Source organism: Mucilaginibacter puniceus, from assembly GCF_054783175.1.
Map to the genome: position 1 here is coordinate 1,317,711 of NZ_BAAGRB010000001.1, position 19,916 is coordinate 1,337,626.

Annotated in this window: 20 protein-coding genes; 8 read left to right on the forward strand and 12 right to left on the reverse strand. The window is 39.2% G+C overall.

What is annotated here, in order from left to right; translation table 11 throughout:
- Positions 1-5: 5 nt before the first annotated feature.
- Entirely contained in the window at positions 6-1,595 is a 1,590-nt protein-coding gene (locus tag ACYVJ6_RS06330) for a hypothetical protein (protein ID WP_460693185.1), read from the reverse strand.
- Between the two features lie 90 nt (positions 1,596-1,685).
- On the opposite strand from ACYVJ6_RS06330, the gene ACYVJ6_RS06335 reads away from it, so the two are divergent.
- Positions 1,686-2,078: a DUF423 domain-containing protein gene (locus ACYVJ6_RS06335; protein WP_460693186.1), complete on the forward strand. Its 393-nt coding sequence runs from the start codon at positions 1,686-1,688 to the stop codon at positions 2,076-2,078.
- Positions 2,079-2,083: 5 nt separating this feature from the next.
- Positions 2,084-4,570, forward strand: coding sequence for a replication restart helicase PriA (gene priA / locus ACYVJ6_RS06340; RefSeq protein WP_460693187.1), 2,487 nt, complete (start codon positions 2,084-2,086; stop codon positions 4,568-4,570).
- On the opposite strand, the gene ACYVJ6_RS06345 is transcribed toward priA, so the two are convergent.
- On the reverse strand, positions 4,567-4,899 hold the full coding sequence (locus ACYVJ6_RS06345; protein WP_460693188.1) for a hypothetical protein: 333 nt from the start codon (positions 4,897-4,899) through the stop codon (positions 4,567-4,569). The genes priA and ACYVJ6_RS06345 overlap by 4 nt on opposite strands.
- Positions 4,900-5,007: 108 nt before the next feature.
- Here ACYVJ6_RS06345 and ACYVJ6_RS06350 point away from each other — a divergent pair, with 108 nt between their 5' ends.
- Positions 5,008-5,664 carry a protein-L-isoaspartate(D-aspartate) O-methyltransferase gene (locus ACYVJ6_RS06350; RefSeq protein ID WP_460693189.1) on the forward strand — a complete coding sequence of 219 codons (657 nt, stop codon included), beginning with the start codon at positions 5,008-5,010 and terminating at the stop codon, positions 5,662-5,664.
- 63 nt (positions 5,665-5,727) lie between these two features.
- Here the strand turns inward: ACYVJ6_RS06350 and smpB are convergent, their stop codons facing one another.
- The 3 genes from smpB to ACYVJ6_RS06365 are packed head-to-tail and all read right to left on the reverse strand — an operon-like array spanning position 5,728 to position 8,773.
- Positions 5,728-6,180 carry an SsrA-binding protein SmpB gene (gene smpB / locus ACYVJ6_RS06355; RefSeq protein WP_460693190.1) on the reverse strand — a complete coding sequence of 151 codons (453 nt, stop codon included), beginning with the start codon at positions 6,178-6,180 and terminating at the stop codon, positions 5,728-5,730.
- A gap of 59 nt (positions 6,181-6,239) precedes the next feature.
- Positions 6,240-8,126, reverse strand: coding sequence for an Nramp family divalent metal transporter (locus tag ACYVJ6_RS06360; protein WP_460693191.1), 1,887 nt, complete (start codon positions 8,124-8,126; stop codon positions 6,240-6,242).
- A complete protein-coding gene (locus ACYVJ6_RS06365) occupies positions 8,123-8,773 on the reverse strand; it encodes a metal-dependent transcriptional regulator (RefSeq protein WP_460693192.1) in 651 nt (216 codons plus the stop codon). The genes ACYVJ6_RS06360 and ACYVJ6_RS06365 overlap by 4 nt, the downstream gene beginning before the upstream one ends.
- Before the next feature lie 112 nt (positions 8,774-8,885).
- Here ACYVJ6_RS06365 and ACYVJ6_RS06370 point away from each other — a divergent pair, with 112 nt between their 5' ends.
- Positions 8,886-9,356 (forward strand): Lrp/AsnC family transcriptional regulator, encoded by a 471-nt coding sequence (locus ACYVJ6_RS06370; RefSeq protein WP_460693193.1) that lies wholly within the window; start codon positions 8,886-8,888, stop codon positions 9,354-9,356.
- A 75-nt stretch (positions 9,357-9,431) separates the two neighbouring features.
- Here the strand turns inward: ACYVJ6_RS06370 and ung are convergent, their stop codons facing one another.
- Positions 9,432-10,115, reverse strand: a complete 684-nt coding sequence (gene ung, locus ACYVJ6_RS06375) for a uracil-DNA glycosylase (protein WP_460693194.1) — start codon at positions 10,113-10,115, stop codon at positions 9,432-9,434.
- 75 nt (positions 10,116-10,190) lie between these two features.
- Here ung and ACYVJ6_RS06380 point away from each other — a divergent pair, with 75 nt between their 5' ends.
- Positions 10,191-10,739, forward strand: coding sequence for a DUF2892 domain-containing protein (locus ACYVJ6_RS06380; RefSeq protein ID WP_460693195.1), 549 nt, complete (start codon positions 10,191-10,193; stop codon positions 10,737-10,739).
- Between the two features lie 39 nt (positions 10,740-10,778).
- Here the strand turns inward: ACYVJ6_RS06380 and ACYVJ6_RS06385 are convergent, their stop codons facing one another.
- From ACYVJ6_RS06385 to ACYVJ6_RS06395, 3 genes are all read right to left on the reverse strand, one after another.
- Positions 10,779-10,988, reverse strand: a complete 210-nt coding sequence (locus tag ACYVJ6_RS06385) for a hypothetical protein (protein WP_460693196.1) — start codon at positions 10,986-10,988, stop codon at positions 10,779-10,781.
- 208 nt (positions 10,989-11,196) lie between these two features.
- Positions 11,197-12,918 carry a lysine--tRNA ligase gene (gene lysS, locus ACYVJ6_RS06390; RefSeq protein WP_460693197.1) on the reverse strand — a complete coding sequence of 574 codons (1,722 nt, stop codon included), beginning with the start codon at positions 12,916-12,918 and terminating at the stop codon, positions 11,197-11,199.
- An 84-nt stretch (positions 12,919-13,002) separates the two neighbouring features.
- Complete coding sequence (locus ACYVJ6_RS06395; RefSeq protein WP_460693198.1) at positions 13,003-14,922, reverse strand: AMP-dependent synthetase/ligase; 1,920 nt, start codon at positions 14,920-14,922, stop codon at positions 13,003-13,005.
- Between the two features lie 257 nt (positions 14,923-15,179).
- On the opposite strand from ACYVJ6_RS06395, the gene ACYVJ6_RS06400 reads away from it, so the two are divergent.
- Positions 15,180-15,806: a nuclear transport factor 2 family protein gene (locus ACYVJ6_RS06400; protein WP_460693199.1), complete on the forward strand. Its 627-nt coding sequence runs from the start codon at positions 15,180-15,182 to the stop codon at positions 15,804-15,806.
- A 65-nt stretch (positions 15,807-15,871) separates the two neighbouring features.
- Here ACYVJ6_RS06400 and ACYVJ6_RS06405 read toward each other — a convergent pair whose 3' ends face one another.
- From ACYVJ6_RS06405 to ACYVJ6_RS06415, 3 genes are all read right to left on the reverse strand, one after another.
- On the reverse strand, positions 15,872-16,198 hold the full coding sequence (locus ACYVJ6_RS06405) for a HesB/IscA family protein (RefSeq protein ID WP_460693200.1): 327 nt from the start codon (positions 16,196-16,198) through the stop codon (positions 15,872-15,874).
- 84 nt (positions 16,199-16,282) lie between these two features.
- Positions 16,283-16,696 (reverse strand): Fe-S cluster assembly scaffold IscU, encoded by a 414-nt coding sequence (gene iscU / locus ACYVJ6_RS06410; protein WP_460693201.1) that lies wholly within the window; start codon positions 16,694-16,696, stop codon positions 16,283-16,285.
- A 152-nt stretch (positions 16,697-16,848) separates the two neighbouring features.
- On the reverse strand, positions 16,849-18,060 hold the full coding sequence (locus ACYVJ6_RS06415; protein ID WP_460693202.1) for an IscS subfamily cysteine desulfurase: 1,212 nt from the start codon (positions 18,058-18,060) through the stop codon (positions 16,849-16,851).
- A 357-nt stretch (positions 18,061-18,417) separates the two neighbouring features.
- Here ACYVJ6_RS06415 and ACYVJ6_RS06420 point away from each other — a divergent pair, with 357 nt between their 5' ends.
- Complete coding sequence (locus tag ACYVJ6_RS06420; protein WP_460693203.1) at positions 18,418-18,666, forward strand: type B 50S ribosomal protein L31; 249 nt, start codon at positions 18,418-18,420, stop codon at positions 18,664-18,666.
- 65 nt (positions 18,667-18,731) lie between these two features.
- Positions 18,732-19,913 carry a GlmU family protein gene (locus tag ACYVJ6_RS06425; protein ID WP_460693204.1) on the forward strand — a complete coding sequence of 394 codons (1,182 nt, stop codon included), beginning with the start codon at positions 18,732-18,734 and terminating at the stop codon, positions 19,911-19,913.
- Positions 19,914-19,916 lie beyond the last annotated feature (3 nt).

Sequence of the window (19,916 nt, forward strand, 5' to 3'; positions counted from 1 at the left end):
TTTTGTTACTTAATTGAAACACTATCGGCAGGGTTAAGTCGCATGCAAAAATTAGTATAGAATTTTTTATTTACAGCTGTAAGTTGATACGAAGCTGCGTAGAAATTTTTCCATCCGGTAGTGTTAGTGTTGTAAAAATTATAAAAATTTTGGTTCAAATCTCTTTCCAATATTGATTGTGATTGGTTGAAGTTGATATACCACGATACATTACTTTGCTCGGCCACCAGGTTATCAAATTGTTTATACTGTTCAGATTTACTTTGAAATTTGCGATTAACATAGGTATCGTAATAACTATTTAACTCATTTTGGGTATTAGCCAAAATCAAATAATTATCAACTATCATAAACCACGGATGGTTAAATTGTGCAAATGCCTCTCCCAATATAAAAAAAGGGATTTTGTTATAATTTATTTGGCCAATATTATCAGTACTCATAGTAGCAATGTTATACATGGTAGGCTTTAATTGCGAACCATCTTTTAATGATATTATAGCCAACTTTTCCTGATAGCGTGTAGTTACAACAGCAAATTCGGCACCCAATAACTGATTAAATTGATTAAATAGGTTGATGCCTGTTTCGGTTTTAATTTTATTAAAAAGTGAATCCTTTTCAGATTGCAAACCCGCCCCAGTATAGTATTCAGCGAGGTCAGATTTAAATTTTTGAGGATCAGAAACGCCAAAGCTTATGCTGTAGGCAGTAGTTGATGGAAAAATATCCTTCAACTCATTGGTAACCGGCTGTTGCCAGACAAACAGGTTTAAATAAGCAGGCGGTTGATTAGCTTGAATCTCTGAATATCCATTAAACATCAAAGCATCGCTTTTAAAGTTTAAACTCAATACTGCTAATGCAGGGAACGCCTTGAAACACTTGAAAATATCAGTATTCTTATTTTTAAATAGCTGTTCAAATAATGGGGTAAGCTGGCTGTAATTTACATATAAATTGGCTAAAGAATTGGAGTTTTGCTGATCGGGCAGCAATATAAAACTGGATTTATCTTTTTTTGGCAGATACTGCGCGCTTTCAATAACCAGATCTTTTGAAAAACTTCCGGCAAATATTCCTTCCTCTTTATTAACCAGGTAAAAGCGTTTTTTAAGTATTTGGGAATAAATGGTGTATGCTTTTTTAGTGCCAATATTAAAAGGTGTGATCAGAAGGCCGGTATTTTTTTGCTTAGCTAATTCATCAATTGTAGTAGCATCAAACTTTTGTTTTGCTGTTGATGTAAGTAATAATTCGACCGTATTGTTTTTTAGTGGATGTAATGATATAAAAATATTTTGCCCGGTAAAAAATGGCTCAAGCTGTTCATTTAATAAAAGTTGATTACGTAGCGTATCCAGATCGGCTATGACATTTTCACCAATAACATTTGTAAATAGCCGGCTTTCGTTAAAAATATCATAAAAACTGTTGTCGTTATTAAACTCCAATATTAGCGCTGCATCATCAGGAATGTTTTGCAGTACCTGGCGTGTGCGTGGGCCATTCCTTTGCAGGTTTTTAAAATAAACAACTGTTACCAATATGGTAATTACAAGCAATACTATCGATATAATTAATGGCCGTTTCATAATGTTTACATTGCAAGTTAGATTTTTACTTGGATGCATTCAAGTAATACTTTCAATTGGTTAACTTAGCTGTTCATAGCATCTATCAATATGAATAAAAAAATCATCATAACAGCTTCGTTATTTGGTATGTTGGCTGTAGTAACAGGCGCATTTGGGGCTCATGGTTTAAAGGAAAAATTAACTGCTGCACATTTAGAAGTATGGCATACTGCCGTTCAATATCATTTTTACCATGTTTTTGCTTTGTTGTTCCTTTCAACATTCGCACGGTTTAAAAATAATATGATAGTAACCAGTTTTTATTTTTTCGTGTTTGGGATAGTGCTTTTTTCTGGTTCGCTATATCTTATATCATGCCGCGATATTTTAGGATTAAGCTCCGGCCTGGTAAAAACTTTAGGGCCCATAACACCAATTGGCGGATTGTTATTTATAATGGGCTGGCTAACACTGGCATTTGCCGCTTTTAGACATAAGTAACCTGCATGTTAGAATTTACTGATGCACTGTATACCGATAGGAAAACACTTTTTGTTGAAGTGATTTTACCATTGGCCATTTCAAAAAACTACACCTACCGTGTGCCTTTTGAAATGAATGATGTGGTGCAAATTGGCAAGCGTGCAGTGGTGCAGTTTGGTAAAAGTAAATTATATACAGCCATAATTTTTGCCATATCAGAGCAGCCGCCAGAAAAATACGAAGCTAAATATTTAATAGAAATATTAGACGATAAACCTGTAGTAACTACCAAACAACTACAGTTTTGGCAATGGCTGGCCGAGTATTATATGTGCAACCCTGGCGAAGTGATGCACGCTGCACTGCCTTCGGCCTTAAAGCTGGCCAGCGAAACCCGCATAGCTTTAAATAAGGATTTTGAAGTAGATAAGTCAGCCTTAAATGATAAGGAGTTTTTGATAGTTGAAGCATTAGATATTCAGCCTGAACTTACTGTAAGTGATATTGCTAAGTTACTGGGACAAAAGACAGTAATGCCCATTTTAAAGCTGCTTTTTGAGAAGAATGTAATTCATATATCCGAAGAAGTAAGCGAACGGTACAAGCCCAGAAAAAAAACTTTCATCATGTTAAATCCTGTTTATCATGACCAGGAAAATCTGAAAGAGTTATTTGGGATTTTAGAAAAGCGCGCTCCAAAGCAAGCTGATGCAGTATTGGCATATATTAAACTTGCACGTCATCAAAAAAGCATAACCAAAAACGAATTAATTGAAGAAAGCGGAGCAGGAGCGGCAAGCATAGCCTCATTAATTGAAAAGGAGATATTTGTCGCCGAAGAAAAAATAGTAAGCCGTTTGCACAATGAAGATGAGGATGAATACAGCAATTTTAAACTAAGTGATGAACAACAACGGGCTTTAGTTTCGGTAAAAGATCAGTTTGAGGAGAAGGATGTGGTGTTATTGCATGGGGTAACTTCATCCGGCAAAACCCAGATATATATCCGGCTGATTGAAGAAATGATAGCTACAGGCAAGCAAGTGCTTTATTTACTACCCGAGATTGCTTTAACTACCCATATTATAGAGCGTTTACGACAGTATTTTGGTGCCAGCATAGGTGTTTATCATTCTCGGTTTAATGATGCCGAACGGGTAGAGGTTTGGCAAAAAGTGCTGGATAAAGAGTATAAGGTAGTATTAGGCGCAAGGTCATCTGTATTTCTGCCATTTGCCGACCTTGGGTTAATTATTGTAGATGAAGAGCATGAAATATCTTACAAACAATTTGACCCGGCACCACGCTATAATGCGCGCGATGCGGCTATATTTTTAGCTAATATGCATAGCGGTAAAGTATTGTTGGGGTCGGCTACGCCATCGTTTGAAAGCTATTATAATGCACGCACCCATAAGTATGGCTTGGTAGAGTTAACCGAACGTTATGGCGGTGTAGAAATGCCCACTATTGAGGTGGTAAGCATTGCCGAAGAAACCAAGCGTAAAACCATGCAATCGCATTTTACGGGTGTATTAATGGCGGATATGAAAGCCGCTTTAGACAACAAAGAGCAAGTGATTTTATTTCAAAATCGTCGTGGTTATGCGCCGGTTTTATTGTGTAAAATATGTGCTTACACGCCCAAATGTATCAATTGCGATGTTAGCTTAACTTACCATAAGCATACCAATAAGTTGCACTGCCATTACTGTGGATATAAAGAAGATATACCCCACATATGCCCCGCCTGCGGCTCAACACATATAGAGTATAAAGGCTTTGGTACAGAAAAGGTTGAAGATGAATTAACGCTTTTACTTCCGGATGCTCGTATTGCCCGTATGGATCTGGATACTACCCGTTCGCGAAGTTCTTTGCAAACCATTTTAAACAATCTTGAAGAAAAAAAAATAGATATACTGGTAGGGACGCAAATGGTTGCCAAGGGGCTTGATTTTGCTGATGTAACGGTTATTGGGATTATTAATGCAGATAGCCTGCTTAAATTCCCTGATTACCGTGCCAATGAACGTAGCTATCAAATGCTGGCACAAGTAAGCGGTAGGGCAGGACGCAGGGGTAAGCAAGGTAAAGTAGTGATACAAACTTATGATCCTGCGCATCGGGTAATAAAGCAGGTGATTGAAAACAACTACCATGAACTGTATTTTACCGAAATGGAGGAACGTAAGAGCTTTAAATACCCGCCATTCTACCGTATCATAAACTTAGATATTAAGCATAAGGACCCCGAGATACTATATAATCAATCAGTTTACTTAGGTAACGAATTGCGTAAACAGTTTGGAGATAGAGTAATAGGTCCGGAAACACCATTAATAAGCCGTATCCGCAATTACTATATCAAATCAATAATGCTCAAGTTTGAGAAAGATGGCTTATCAATAAATAAAGTAAAAGCAGTCATACGTGATATAATCACGCAGTTTCAAACCACAAAACTAAGTAAGGGTAGTATTATACAGCCCGATGTTGACCCCTACTAAGGTATCCTGGTAATATTATCGATAGTAATTTCAGTAAGCTTTGCACCCCACCCACAGCTAAATTTTGTTTTCAAGGGATGAAATCTAACTTTAACTTTCAAATTGTTTACCTTATAATCGGCCGTCAAATTGATTGGGGAGTAAGTGCTGTCATTGGCGGCCGCTTTTAACGTCCATCCACAACCGTCAGCTGCTACAGGTCCGGAGTTATATATCACAGCATCAGTTATTATAGTTGCGTTATCATTATTACCTTTTGTACAAGCAATAATGGCAATAGTTGTAAGCATAAATGCACTTATAGTTTTAAGTACTGCAAGTTTTTTCATAGATGTTTATTGTTAATACGCGCTGTTTAAAGTGAACGCTACAGCTATCAATTAGTATTTTTCAACAAGCTATATAAAACTGCCTTTTTATATAACTTTGCTTTACTAATGGCTTACAAATATATTGATAATTACCGCGAGCAAGGAGCAAGGAAAAAACTGGTAAACTTGTTAAAAGAGAAAGGTATTGAAGACGAACGTGTATTGCAGGCCATTGGCAAAGTACCGCGACATTTTTTCTTTGATGAAACCTTCTGGAATCAGGCTTACAAGGATATTGCTTTCCCGATAGGGGCAGGCCAAACCATATCTCAACCCTACACGGTTGCTTATCAAACCGAGTTACTGCATATTAAAAAAGGTGATAAGGTATTGGAGATTGGCACTGGTTGCGGTTATCAAACCTGTATATTATTAGAATTAGGCGCTAAAGTTTTTACTATCGAACGGCAGGAAACGCTTTATGAGCGTACTACACAGGTTTTACCTAAAATGGGCTACAAACCTAAATTTTTTTTGGGCGATGGCTCAAAAGGGATTGCCAACCGTGCCCCCTATGATAAAATAATAGTTACTGCCGGTGCACCCACCGTACCCGAAATTCTATTAGATCAATTAAATATCGGCGGAATATTAGTTATACCCGTAGGCGATGAAAATTCGCAAAAAATGGTTACCATACTAAAAACCGGCGAGCATGACTACGAAAGGCATGTGCTGGATACTTTTAGATTTGTGCCATTGGTAGGGGATAAAGCCTGGTAGCCCCCTAACCCCCTGAAGGGGGAACAGTGGCGGTTAAAACTCCCCCTTAAGGGGACTGGGGGGTTAGCGTTTCATAGCTCTTTCCATTTCAACCTTGGTATCGCGTTCTTTTAAGGTTTCGCGTTTGTCGAATGTCTTTTTACCCTGGGCAAGGCCTATTTCCAGTTTGGCAAAACCACGTTCGCTTATAAATAATGCCAGTGGAACAATAGTTAATCCCTTTTCTTCGCCACGGGTTTGAAGTTTTTTTAGCTCTTTTTTGTTTAGAAGGAGAACCCGGTCCCGCTTAGCTTCATGGTTATAAAACGAGCCCATAGCGTATTCAGCAATATGCAAATTACGCACATATAGGTCGCCATTAATAAAAGTGCAAAAGGCATCATTTATATTAGCTTTACCTTCGCGGATAGATTTAATTTCGGTACCCAATAACTTTATACCCGCAACGTATTTATCCAGGATGCTGTATTCAAAGTAAGCTTTTTTGTTCTTTATGTATATTTTATCCTGGATCATGTATAATAATATCGGGGTGCAAACTTACAAAAATTACCGCTAAGACAATTAGGGATGGGTTATTGTTTGACTAATGGTTTTACCACTAATACAGGAATATTTACCTTATGCCTCACCTTATTAACCGTAGTGCCAAAAATAAGGTCCTTTAAAGCCTTATGCCCGTGCGATCCCATTACAATAAAGTCTATCTTCTCCTTTTTAACAATGTCAGCTATGGCAGTTGCGGCGGTACCAAAACCAATTTGCGCATCAACTTTATAACCTAATTTTTTTAAGTCGATAACATAGTGGTCCAGGTTATCTACATCGCTTTGTGTTTCATGGTCCATAACATCGCCTCCATTGTAGTGGGCGCCTGCGGTTTCTACAACATGAATTAAAGTGTAGTTGGCTTGCTTGCCACCCTGCATAATAGCATGTCTTATAGAGTCTGTATCATTTTTCGAGAAATCAATACTTACGGCTATGTGTTTATAATGAATGGCATCCAAATTATTAATAGCCGAAGCAATTCCATGCGGGACATACACATCGGTATCTTTATGCTTAAATAGCAACGGACGTAGGAAAACATAAAGCAGTAAAAAAGCAATACCCGCTACACATGGTATAACTAAAATATACATCCAAAAAGCAGTGTTTGGTGAGGTATTTATCCAGCCTGTTATTTCTTCATAAACCAGTTTTGTATTTAAGCCCACAATAAGCAATGCACATATCCACGCTAAGGTTTTAACTTTTGTGCCAATTACAAACTTGCCCATCTTTTTACGGTCGGATGTAAAGTGTATTAGTGGAATAACTGCAAAGCCCAACTGCAAGCTTAATACTACCTGGCTTAATATAATCAAGTCGCCCAGTCCTTTCTCTCCAAAATAAATTATGGTAAACACTGCCGGAACAATAGCCAGTATCCTGGTTAATAAACGGCGCAGCCAGGGTTCTACACGCAGGTTAATATGCCCTTCCATAATTATTTGTCCTGCAAGCGTACCGGTTATGGTCGAGCTTTGTCCCGCGGCTATTAATGCGATGGCAAAGAGTGTTGGAGCAATCTTTCCAAAAATATTTTCCAGTAATTTATAAGCATCCTGTATCTCGGCAATCTCAAAATATCCGTTTTTATAGAAAGCGCTGGCAGCTAATATCAATATAGCCGCATTTACAAAAAAGGCCAGGTTAAGTGCTATAACCGTATCAAAGAAGTTGAATTTTATAGCGGTTTTTATGCCTTCGTCCGTACGGGTTATTTGGCGGGTTTGTACTAATGATGAGTGTAAATACAGATTATGCGGCATTACCGTTGCGCCAATAATACCTATGGCAATATATAAAGCGCTGCCCGATAAATTGCCCGGTATAAACCCTTTGGCAACTTCTTTAATATCAGGCGTAACAATAAACATTTCTATCAAAAATGACAGCCCTACAATAAATATCATAGATACAATAAAGACCTCCAGTTTACGCATGCCCTTGTTCATCAAAAATAGCATGAGTAAAGTATCAGTTATGGTTAATGATACGCCCCAGATAAGCGGCAGGTCAAACAATAATTGTAAACCAATAGCCATACCAATTATCTCGGCCAGATCGCAGGCTATAATAGCCAGTTGTGCTAAAATATACAGGCAAAAGTTAACAAAGGGAGGATAAGTTATTTTTGAAACCTGAGCCAGATCGAGCCCGCGCACAATTCCTAAGCGGGCACTTAATGATTGTAATAACAGAGCTATAAGGTTTGATGCTAACAGCACCCATATTAATCGATACCCAAATGCACTGCCACCCGCAATATCTGTTGCCCAGTTTCCGGGGTCCATATACCCAACACTAACTAAATAAGCAGGGCCAATAAAAGCCAGTATTTTTTTCCACCCGGTTTTGTTGGCAGTAGGTACCGAACTGTGTACATTACTTAACGATTCGTTGTGGCTACTCATACGGCTATTAATAGGTTATTTGCCACTTCGCGGCTGATGTGTATGGTTTTATCATGAGATTGGATAATCATAGATTGATCGTAATCAATAACTTCTGTTACAGTTATTTTTTTTCCGATGGTTAGTTGTTGTTTTTCCAGGTATTGCAAAAACGCTGCCGAGTGGTCTCGCACACCTGATATCACACCTTTTGTATTAGCTTTAACATCTACTACAGCTATTAAGTCATTAGGCTTGAAATTGCCGTTACTGTCAGGTATGGGGTCACCATGCGGATCATGGCGGGGGTAATCCATAAATTTATCTAAACGGTCTATCAATTCTCTTGAGGATATATGTTCCATTTCCTCGGCCATTTCATGAACCTCATCCCATTTAAAGTTTAATTTTTCCACCAAAAAATATTCCCATAAACGATGTTTGCGTATGATGTTAACGGCTATTTTTTCTCCGGTAGGTGTAAGGGTAACTCCCTGGTATTTAGCATAGTTTACCAGTGCTTTATCTGCCAGTTTTTTAAGCATATCAGATACAGATGCCGCTTTTGTATTTAATGAAGCTGCAATTTGATTAGTACTTACATTGCCTGCGTTTAACGACAAGTGGTAGATAGATTTTAAGTAATTTTCTTCTGCTAAAGTATTCATTTAAACAAATCTAATAAAAAATTTAGATATGTCTAAATTTTGATAAAAATTAAATTTCTATATTTTCAATTTTGGCAAATTATATTTTGTATATTAGAACAACATTACAGTTATGGCATCAGAATTAGATAAAACAGATTTACAAATACTTAAAATATTACAGGATAACGGAAGGATAACCAACCTTCAGCTTTCAAATGAAGTGGGGCTTTCACCGGCGCCTACTTTAGAGCGCGTGCGTAAATTGGAACACCTGGAATACATTAAAAGCTATCATGCCCTGGTTGACGAGGAAAAGCTGGGTTTGGGTATAAAAACCTTTATCCAAATATCGCTTGATTTTCACGAAAAAGATACCATACAAACTTTTATTAAAGAGATACAGGCTATTAAAGAGGTTACCGAGTGTCATCACGTAACCGGCCATTGCGAGTTTTTGCTAAAGGTTTATGTGAGGGATATTAAATCATACGAGCAATTGATCATGGAAAAAATAAGCCGCATCAGCGTGGTTAAAAGTTTCCACACCATGATGATATTATCTACCAATAAAAAAGAGCCTATTGTGCCGTTGGAGTATTAGGGCTTTTGGCAGTGATTAGAGATCAGTTAATTAGAGATTAGTTACATAACTTAGCTAACCTCTATTCTCCAATCACTAATCACTGATGCTCCAGTCAATCGGTTTTTCACCCCGTTGCTTCAAATAATCGTTAGTTCTTGAAAACGGTTTCGAGCCAAAAAAGCCACCGCGGCTTACAGCCAGGGGTGAGGGGTGGGTAGATTTAATAATTAAATGTTTATTGCCGTCGATTAGCTCAGCTTTTGATTGCGCATAGTTACCCCAAAGTATAAACACCACGCCACTTTTTTTATCGGATATAGTTTTGATTACCGTATCGGTAAATTTTTCCCAGCCCTTTTTTTGGTGCGAGCCTGCGGTTGCTGCCTTAACGGTTAATGTGGCATTTAGTAAAAGTACGCCCTGTTTTGCCCATTCGGTCAAGTCACCGCTGCGAGGAATGGTAAAGCCGGGTATATCTGTAGCCAGCTCTTTATATATATTTTGTAGCGACGGTGGGGTAGGAATGCCTTTTTGCACCGAAAAAGATAAGCCATGTGCCTGGTTTGGGCCATGATAGGGGTCCTGTCCTAAAATTACCACCTTAACTTCATTAAATGGTGTTGTATTAAATGCGTTGAAAATATGGCTTCCTTTGGGATATATAATTTGGCCTGCTTCCTTCTCTTCTTTTAAAAACTGTTTGAGTTTAAGCATATAATCTTTCTCAAATTCGTTGCCTAAAACTTCAAGCCAGGATGGTTCTAATTCAATTGCCATAAATATTCACGCAGATGTTGATTTACACTACAAATAAACGGATATTTGCAACTGTTTTAAATAGGATAACGAATTATGTCGAATATAGTTAGGCTGGTAATAGCCTGTATTTTGTTTGGTGCCGGTGTTGCACTTTGTGTGTTTGGTTTTTGGGGATGGGGTATATTAGCCATATTTTTAGGTGGTATGTTTTTGCTTACCTTTTTCTTTAATGAGAATATGCTGATATCGCAATATTTTCTGCGAAAAGAAAACAGCGATAAAGCCGAAGAGTGGTTGTTAAAAGTTAACGACTACGAAAAGCAATTACACAAGGGCCAGCACGGTTATTATAACTTACTGATAGGCTTAATTGAGTCAAGGAAGGCCCCAATGAAATCAGAAAAGTACTTTAAAAAGTCGCTTACTTTGGGTATGCGTATGTCGCATAATACAGCATTGGCTAAGTTGAGCCTGGCGGGTATTGCCATGGCTAAACGCAACAAGCGCGAAGCGGAAATGTATTTAAAAGAAGCGGCTAAGGATGATAAGAATAAACTGTTGGCCGACCAGATTAAGATGATGAAGGGTCAAATGGCGCAAATGGATAAACAAGTAGTAAAAGGCGGATATCGCCAGTTTTAGTAAAAAATAAAAGGCTTTAAACTAATCGTTTAAAGCCTTTTATTTTTCGTCAAGTGAACTGAAATAATCAGGCTCCGAAGAAATAACTTGATTTCTTGATGTTAACCTGTTTTCAGTATAATCAGCTTCAGCAGGGTTAGCTACTTCAACCATTTTTAATAAACTCCTGATAAATGACAAATTAAAATTTTGTCTGTTTAGCTTGATCAGGTACTCGCTTTCTGTGATCTCTAACATTGAATTAACCATAACGTTTTTATATATAGTATTACAACTATAAAATTAAACATCGGTTTTAACACCAAAGTTTGCTTTGCTTTATCATTCTGTTAATAAATTGTAAAGAGAGTTCAATAAAAAGAAGTGTCATTCTGAGCATAGCGAAGAATCTTGTACGCTTGATCATAGCTTTAATAAGATTCTTCGCTACGCTCAGAATAACAGGAGGGGAGTTGTATTATTCAAACCAGGCCATCACCACTTCTTTAGCAGGCATAGTAATATCCAGCTTTAGTTTTTTGCGCATTCCACCTAAATCGTTAAATACTTTGTTGGGATTGCCTGCTTTTAATTCTTCAACCGTATTAAAGCCCATTTTATTTAATACCGGTACCCATTCTGCAGGTACACCTATGTTTATAAAATCATCTGCGGTAGCCACCTTGGCTTTTTTCTCAGGGCGCATTTGCGGGAAGAACAATACTTCCTGTATGGTGCTTTGGTTGGTTAACAGCATCACTAAACGGTCAATACCAATACCCAGGCCTGACGTTGGCGGCATGCCATATTCTAATGCGCGTAAAAAGTCATCATCCATCGCCATAGCTTCATCATCACCGCGGCCGGCTAATATCAATTGTTCCTCTAAACGCTCACGCTGATCAATAGGGTCGTTTAATTCCGAATAAGCATTGGCTATCTCTTTACCGTTCACAAACAACTCAAAACGCTCTACCAAGCCGTCTTTGGTACGGTGCTTTTTAGCCAATGGGGTCATTTCAATAGGGTAGTCAGTTATAAAGGTCGGCTGTATCAGGTTAGCCTCCACTTTAGCGCTAAATATCTCATCTATCAGTTTGCCCTTGCCCATGGTAGGGTCAACCTCAATATTCAGGTCGGCACAAACTTCACGTAAGCCGGCTTCATCCATTGCAGATACATCAATACCTGTATATTTTAGGATGGAATCATACATGGATAAGCGCGTATACGGCCCTGCAAAGTTGATCTCGTTACCACCAACCTGTACAGCAGGTATGCCATGTACGGCGCGGGTAACTTCTTCTAAGCATTCCTCCACCATATTCATCATCCAGATATAATCTTTGTAGGCTACATATATCTCCATAGCGGTAAACTCGGGGTTGTGGGTGCGGTCCATGCCCTCATTGCGGAACATTTTACCAAACTCATATACACCATCAAAACCGGCTACAATCAATCTTTTTAAGTATAACTCGTTGGCTATGCGCAAAAATAAAGGCATATCCAGCGTATTATGATGCGTACCAAACGGACGTGCAGCAGCGCCACCATGTACCGGCTGCAGGATAGGGGTTTCTACCTCCATCCAACCCTGGTTGTTAAAGTAATTACGCATGGCGCTTATTACTTTTGAACGTTTAATGAATATTTGTTTGTACTCGGGGTTTACGGTCAAATCCACATATCGCTGGCGGTAGCGCATTTCGGGATCGGTAAAGCCATCGTGAATGTTTCCTTCTTCGTCGCGTTTTACAACAGGTAGCGGTTTTAATGATTTAGCCAGGATGGTCAACTCTTCCACATGTACAGATATTTCGCCTGTTTGTGTTAAAAATACATAGCCTTTAACGCCTAGGTAATCGCCAATATCCAATAGCTTTTTAAATACGGTATTGTAAAGTGTTTTGTCTTCTCCCGGGCAGATATCATCACGTTTCAGGTATATCTGCATTCGGCCGGTTGAATCCTGGATCTCGGCAAAAGACGCACTACCCATAATACGGCGGGTCATTATACGGCCGGCAATAGTTACAGATTTATAGGTATCCGGAAATTTGCTGAAGTTGTCGGTAATATCCTGTGCAAAGGCGGTTACCTTATATTCCTCAGCAGGATAAGGGTCAATGCCCAGGGCACGTAATTGCTGTAATGATTCGCGGCGTATAATTTCCTGTTCGGATAATGCAATAGTCATAATGGTGATACCGTATTTATTAAGGTTGCAAAAATAGGATTTTTTTCCTGTTCTCTGTATCCTTGCAAACAACATTAGGGGTTTTTAGTCAGCTTCCACGTCCCCTTTATACAACTCCTCAATCGCGTCAGCGTATTTCTTTTCAATGATCCTGCGTTTGGGTTTCATAGTAGGGGTAATCTCACCATCTTCCATACTGAATGGAGTGCGTTTGATCTTAAAGTTTTTGATGCGCTCAAATTTTGCCAGTTCGTTTGATAGGTTTCGGATATCCTGGTTCAGCCAGTCTTTGATTTCTGTATTATCAATAAATGCTTCTTTTTGTTCAAAGTAAGCTTCATCTAAATTAAAGGTTTCCTGTAAAGTTTCTTTGGCGGGGATGATGATAGCGGTAATGTATTCACGCTTATCGCCAATTAAAAATACGCCTTCAATTTTATGGCTCTTTAAATACGTGTTCTCTACCGGGGTAGGATAAATGTTTTTGCCGTACGCATTAACCAGCATATTTTTTAGCCTGTCGGTTATTTGCAGGTTGCCTTTATAAAAGCGACCAATATCCCCGGTATGTAGCCAGCCTTGTTTGTCAATAGTGGCAGCTGTTTCTTCGGGCTTATTTAAATACCCTTTCATCACACAATGCCCGCGCACGATGATCTCACCTTCTTCCGACTCGTAATCTTCTTTAAATGTATCATGCGTTTGTACGGTGTATATTTTTTGGGTGTCCACATTTTGTATACCCACCTCAATACCCGGAATAATGCGCCCTACGGTGCCGTAAACCTGTCGGTGATATTCGGTAACCGCCATTACCGGCGATGTCTCTGTGAGCCCGAAACCCTCTAATATTTTAATGCCCAGATCGCCAAAAAACTCGCCGATGTTTTTAGGCAGCGCTCCACCACCAGATATCATAAATTTTAACCTTCCGCCGGTGCGCTCTTTGATCTTGCTGAATACCAGTTTTTCGGCAATTTTATATTCATTGTTTAATATAAAGCCGGGATTTTTACCCGCTTCTTTAGCCAATCGGTACTCGCGTCCAATTTTAAGCGACCAGGTAAATATTTTTGCTTTTACACTACCTGCCGCTGTGCCGTTTTTCATGGCTCGGTCATGTATGCGTTCCAATAAACGGGGTACGCAGTTCATGATAGTAGGACGTACTTCGCTCATGTTTTTAGCTAATAGGTCTAAGCTCTGCGCAAACGCTATTTTACAGCCCGCATACAAACTGATGTGGTAAGTTGCTGTACGTTCAAATACGTGCGAAAGCGGTAAAAAAGACAAAAATACATCGGTCTTTTCCACCACCGGAATTTGGATCAAACTATTACGTACATTCTCCACCAAGTTAAAATGCGTAAGCATTACGCCTTTAGGCGTTCCGGTAGTGCCGGATGTATATATCAAACAAGAAAGGTCAGATGGTAAGATGGCCTCCCTCGCGCTGTTTATTGTCGAGCGATATTGATCGACTATGGTTCGCCCCTGGTCAATAACCTGGTTAAAGCCAATTACACCCGCGTTAAGCTTTGCTATTAATTTGTCGGTATATTTTTCCCACTCTTCACAAGCTGGTATAACGCGGATCAATTCCGGGCAGTTATTGGCTATTCTTAAAACTTTTTTAAACAGGAAAGGATTGCCAACTATGATGGTACGTGCTTGCGAATCATTTAAAATGTACTCTATCTCATTTTCGGTAAGGGTAGGATATATGGAGGTATTAATCGCTCCAATTTGCTGCAGCGCCTGGTCATAGTAAATGTAATCGGGTCCGTTTTCAATAATGAGCGCCAGCTTATCACCTTTTTTTATTCCGATACTTAAGAACCACGCAGATATGGCATCAATTTTTTCCAGCGCTTCGCGATACGTGATATCTACCCATTCTTCGCCTACTTTATGTGCCAAAAAGGGTTGCGTATCCTCATGTATATACTCTACTAAATAGCGAATAAGACTGGGTACGGTAGGGCGCTCAGTTTGCTGGCTCATATTGGTTTTAACGTGGTTTATAACAACAAATCTAAAATTATTTACAAAATAATTACCTTTACTGCATAATTACTATTACTACATATCAAATACGGATCACCAAAAATCCGATCTCCTAAACAGGAGATGCCAACGCAAGTGCTAAAGCCAAAAGCGTTAGTGTTTTCTATTGTCCTATAATTTCAAATAACTAATAATAATTATCTATGCTGCGCATGGATTCATCGGGCATTTGATGCCTATCAATAATTAAAATAATGGAACAACAATCCAATAAAAATATAATAGCCGGGTTTTACAGGGATGTAGTAAAACTTAGGAAAAGTGAATTAATAAACGATTACGTGCGCGCGGACTATATTCAGCATAGCCCCATGGGTAAAGATGGCCGCGAGGGGCTTTTTGAAATGGTGGAGTTTTTAAAGGCTTTACCAAAGCCGGATGACGACGCAAAATCACCAATAGTAAACATGTTAAGCGAAGGTGATGATGTAGTGGTACATCTTGACCTGGTGTTTATGGGTAAACGTACGGTACTCATAGAATTATTTAGATTACAAGGCGGCGTCGCTGCTGAGCATTGGGACGTAACCGATGAGCAAACGGGTAACAGCGAGCCGATTATAAACATTGATGGCGCTGTTAACACCACCGGATCAAGTAATAAAGCATTTATTACGCATTTGTACAGTCAGTTTAAAAATGTGGTGATACATCATATGATAACCGATGGCGACTATGTTGCTGTTCATGCTGAACTCAAAGCTGATAAGTCAATAGCGCTGTTTGATATCTTCAGAATAGAGGCTAATCAAATAACAGCGCATGATTTTGTTAAACAAACAATGCCTGAAAAAATGTTGCATACCAACGGAATGTTTTGAGTATAATAAACAAAAAAAAGCCTCCCAAATTTGGGAGGCTTTTTAATATCTGATAAGAAGATAAATTATACCGAGAAACTTTCACCGCAACCGCAGGTACGGCTGGCGTTAGGATTATGGAAGTTAAAGCCTTTACCGTTTAATCCGTCGCTAAAATCTAACTCGGTACCGGCCAGGTATAAAAATGATTTCATATCCAGGCACATGCGTACGCCTTTATCTTCAAAAAACTGGTCGCCTTTTTTCTCTTCGTTATCGAAGTCAAGGTTATATGATAACCCTGAGCAGCCACCTCCCTGAACAGACACACGCAGGAAATAAGAGGCGTCAAGCCCCGAATCCTGCATCAGGTGTTCTATCTTACTTTTTGCTTTATCGGTTACAGTTACCATAGTCAATTGTTAATAGTCAGTGGTGAGTATTTAACATTCAATAGTGAATAAAAACTCACCATTGACAACTCCCCACTCCCCAAATTAGTGATGCGATTTTTCGCTTTCAATAGGTTCCAGGCCGTTTTTAACGCGGAAATCATTGATAGCTGCTTTAATAGCATCCTCGGCTAAAACCGAACAGTGAATTTTTACCGGTGGTAATGCTAATTCTTCAACAATATCCATGTTGTCAATTTGCATGGCATCGTCAATGCTTTTACCTTTTAACCATTCGGTTGCTAATGATGATGAAGCAATAGCCGAACCACATCCAAAGGTTTTGAATTTAGCATCGGTTATCACGTTGTTATCATCAACCTCTATCTGCAGGCGCATAACGTCGCCGCACTCAGGGGCACCAACTAAACCTGTACCTACTTTGTGGCTGCTTTTATCAAGCGTACCCACGTTGCGGGGGTTAGTGTAGTGATCAATTACTTTATCTGAATAAGCCATAGTTTTTTTTATTTCGGATTTCGAATTTTCGATTTTGGATTTTTTTAAAATTTTATTTCGAAATTCTCTATCCCAGTTTATATTATTATCTTTTATCTATTTCTTTATTTGGTATTCAATTCGAAATTGAACATCCGAAATTCGAAATAATTTTAATGTTCTGCCCACTCAATCGAGTCAAGGTCAATGCCCTCTTTAAACATTTCCCAAAGCGGCGACATGTTACGCAAGTTGGTAACCGCTGTTTTGGTTACTTCAATAGCGTAATCAACTTCCTCTTCGGTAGTAAAGCGGCCCAATCCAAAACGTATCGAAGAGTGTGCCAGATCGTCTGACAAACCTAAACTTTTCAATACGTACGATGGCTCTAATGATGCTGATGTACAGGCCGATCCTGAAGATACTGCCAGGTCTTTCATCGCCATCATTAAACCTTCGCCTTCAACATATTTGAAAGAGATATTAGCCACGTGTGGTAAGCGGTGATTAACGTTTCCGTTTACATAGCTTTCTTCCAATACAGTTAAGCCGGCTTCCAGTTTATCGCGTAAAGCAGATAAACGTTTAGCTTCGCTTTCCATTTCGTTAAAACATAGTTCGCAGGCTTTACCTAAGCCAACTATACCCGGTACGTTTAAAGTACCCGAACGCATACCGCGCTCGTGGCCGCCACCGTCCATTTGGGCGGTAACTTTAACCCTTGGTCCCTTACGGCGAACGTATAATGCGCCAACGCCTTTTGGTCCGTAAAATTTATGTGCCGATAAAGCCAATAAATCAATACCATCAGCATTAACATCAACAGGTATTTTACCAACTGCCTGTACAGCGTCTGTCATAAACAGCGCGCCATGTTTGTGTGCAATGGCTGATATTTCTTTTATAGGCTGTATAACGCCAATTTCGTTGTTACCATACATAACTGATACCAAAATGGTTTCAGGAGTCATAGCAGCTTCTAAAACGGCAAGGTCCAGTAAACCATCTTCTTTAACCGGAAGATAAGTAACACGGCCGCCCATTTTTTCAACGTGTTTACACGCGTCTAATACAGCTTTATGTTCGGTAACGGTAGTTATAATGTGGTTACCTTTTTCTTTATACATTTCAAACACACCTTTAATAGCCAGGTTGTCCGACTCGGTTGCGCCTGATGTGAAAATGATCTCTTTTTCGCTGGCGCCAATTAATTTGGCAACCTGCTCGCGTGCATAATCAACACCTTCTTCGGCTACCCAACCAAATGGATGGTTACGGCTGGCGGCATTACCAAACTTATCAGTAAAGTAAGGCAACATGGCTTCCAGTACCCGTGGATCCATGGGTGTGGTGGCGTTGTTATCAAGGTAAATAGGGATATTCATACTTAAATATATTAATAGTACAAAGATAGACAAACTTTTTATTTAAAATCATTCAATATAAGCTAAATTGGTCATATTAACCTAATAATTTACAATATTTGGACATGAACAAAGTGGAGCTTTAAATAGGCGCAGATAATAAGTCGGTCTACTTTGTTCACCCTAAAGGTGCTGGTGGGGTGTTGGTGGATTTGGTGCAGGAGGTTTAACTCTGTCGAATTTTAATAAAATTATACCCCATATTAACAACTAATCTCTAACCTCCAATCACTAATCTCAAAAAAAGTATTTTTGACTTTTAACTTTTGAATTAAATTATTACATTTGCACCTCTTTTATAAGAAGTAAAGTATAGCAATGAAAAAAGATCTGCACCCATCAAACTATAGATTAGTAGTATTTAAAGATATGTCAAACGACTATTCTTTTATCACTAAATCATGCATCGAAACCCGTGAATCAGTAAAATGGGAAGATGGCAACGAATATCCATTAGTAAAATTAGAGATTTCTCATACATCACACCCTTTCTATACCGGTAAAATGAAACTGGTTGATACTGCTGGTCGTATCGATAAATTCCGCACCCGTTACAACAAAAACTAAACTGGTGTTAATAAAATATTTACAAGTCCCGGCTTTGCAGTCGGGACTTTTTTTATTTTTGTGCTATGGCAATTATCCTGTTTGACGATAACGCGCACAAAACCTTACTGCCCTTAACCTACACCAGGCCCGTTGCCGACTTGCGCATTGGTATTTTAACCATTGCCGAAAAGTGGGCCAGGCATTTAAATACCGACTATTCCTTTTATACCCAGCCGTATTTGCAGGTAAAATTTCCGGTTAATTATACTGCCGATAATATATTTATTAACGGTTCGGTTTGCCCGGATGAGGATTTGGTTGTTGCTATTAACCAGTTGGAAGATGGCGAGGCATTGAAATTTGGTTATTTGCTGGTAGCAGTTAAGGGCTGTCAATCGCATGAGTTTGATACCCATACCAAGCCGGATAGGATAATTGAATATGAGCATCCCATTGTAGTTATTAAACATCCCGAAGATATTTTTAAGAATAATGACATTGAGCTGCGTAAAGATTTTAAGTTGCTAACACAAGGGCGCACCAGTGCAGCCATTAGTAACACCAATACCATTATAGGCACTGATTTTTTTGCCGAAGAGGGTGTTGTTGCCGAATGCTCCACTTTTAACACCACTAACGGCCCTATTTATTTGGGCAAGAATAGCGAGGTTTGGGAAGGTACCAACATACGTGGGGCATTTGCTTTATGCGAGCATTCGCAGGTGAAGATGGGAGCGAAGATATACGGTGCTACTACCGTCGGCCCGTACTCAAGGGTTGGTGGCGAGATCAGTAATACGGTAATATGGGGTTATTCATCTAAAGGCCATGACGGCTTTTTAGGTAATTCAGTATTGGGCGAGTGGTGCAATATTGGTGCGGATAGTAATAACTCTAACCTGAAAAATAACTACGCCGAGGTTAAACTATGGGATTACGCCAGTGGGCATTTCCGTAAAACAGGTCTGCAGTTCTGTGGCTTAATAATGGGCGATCATGCCAAATGTGGTATAAATACCATGTTTAACACAGGTACAGTAGTCGGGGTAAGTGCCAACGTATTTGGCGGCGGCTACCCCAATAATTTTGTAGCCGATTTTGCCTGGGGCGGCGCGCAGGGTTTTGAGACCTACTCGCTACAGAAAATGTTTGAAACTGCTGATAAAGTTTACCCTCGTCGTGACCGTGTTTTCGATCAGGATGAACGGGATATACTGAAAAAGGTATTTGAATTAACAGAAGAATATAGGAGTTTATTCGGTTGATTA

What these genes read in the sequence shown, in the direction of transcription:
- ung (WP_460693194.1), bottom strand. Translation starts at nt 10,115, where the DNA reads ATGGCAATTGAATTAGAACCATCCTGGCTTGAAGTTTTAGGCAACGAA.
- ACYVJ6_RS06380 (WP_460693195.1), top strand. Translation starts at nt 10,191, where the DNA reads ATGTCGAATATAGTTAGGCTGGTAATAGCCTGTATTTTGTTTGGTGCC.
- ACYVJ6_RS06360 (WP_460693191.1), bottom strand. Translation starts at nt 8,126, where the DNA reads ATGAGTAGCCACAACGAATCGTTAAGTAATGTACACAGTTCGGTACCT.
- ACYVJ6_RS06400 (WP_460693199.1), top strand. Translation starts at nt 15,180, where the DNA reads ATGGAACAACAATCCAATAAAAATATAATAGCCGGGTTTTACAGGGAT.
- ACYVJ6_RS06425 (WP_460693204.1), top strand. Translation starts at nt 18,732, where the DNA reads ATGGCAATTATCCTGTTTGACGATAACGCGCACAAAACCTTACTGCCC.
- lysS (WP_460693197.1), bottom strand. Translation starts at nt 12,918, where the DNA reads ATGACTATTGCATTATCCGAACAGGAAATTATACGCCGCGAATCATTA.
- ACYVJ6_RS06385 (WP_460693196.1), bottom strand. Translation starts at nt 10,988, where the DNA reads ATGGTTAATTCAATGTTAGAGATCACAGAAAGCGAGTACCTGATCAAG.
- ACYVJ6_RS06350 (WP_460693189.1), top strand. Translation starts at nt 5,008, where the DNA reads ATGGCTTACAAATATATTGATAATTACCGCGAGCAAGGAGCAAGGAAA.
- ACYVJ6_RS06405 (WP_460693200.1), bottom strand. Translation starts at nt 16,198, where the DNA reads ATGGTAACTGTAACCGATAAAGCAAAAAGTAAGATAGAACACCTGATG.
- ACYVJ6_RS06365 (WP_460693192.1), bottom strand. Translation starts at nt 8,773, where the DNA reads ATGAATACTTTAGCAGAAGAAAATTACTTAAAATCTATCTACCACTTG.
- ACYVJ6_RS06420 (WP_460693203.1), top strand. Translation starts at nt 18,418, where the DNA reads ATGAAAAAAGATCTGCACCCATCAAACTATAGATTAGTAGTATTTAAA.
- smpB (WP_460693190.1), bottom strand. Translation starts at nt 6,180, where the DNA reads ATGATCCAGGATAAAATATACATAAAGAACAAAAAAGCTTACTTTGAA.
- ACYVJ6_RS06395 (WP_460693198.1), bottom strand. Translation starts at nt 14,922, where the DNA reads ATGAGCCAGCAAACTGAGCGCCCTACCGTACCCAGTCTTATTCGCTAT.
- iscU (WP_460693201.1), bottom strand. Translation starts at nt 16,696, where the DNA reads ATGGCTTATTCAGATAAAGTAATTGATCACTACACTAACCCCCGCAAC.
- ACYVJ6_RS06335 (WP_460693186.1), top strand. Translation starts at nt 1,686, where the DNA reads ATGAATAAAAAAATCATCATAACAGCTTCGTTATTTGGTATGTTGGCT.
- priA (WP_460693187.1), top strand. Translation starts at nt 2,084, where the DNA reads ATGTTAGAATTTACTGATGCACTGTATACCGATAGGAAAACACTTTTT.
- ACYVJ6_RS06370 (WP_460693193.1), top strand. Translation starts at nt 8,886, where the DNA reads ATGGCATCAGAATTAGATAAAACAGATTTACAAATACTTAAAATATTA.
- ACYVJ6_RS06415 (WP_460693202.1), bottom strand. Translation starts at nt 18,060, where the DNA reads ATGAATATCCCTATTTACCTTGATAACAACGCCACCACACCCATGGAT.
- ACYVJ6_RS06345 (WP_460693188.1), bottom strand. Translation starts at nt 4,899, where the DNA reads ATGAAAAAACTTGCAGTACTTAAAACTATAAGTGCATTTATGCTTACA.
- ACYVJ6_RS06330 (WP_460693185.1), bottom strand. Translation starts at nt 1,595, where the DNA reads ATGAAACGGCCATTAATTATATCGATAGTATTGCTTGTAATTACCATA.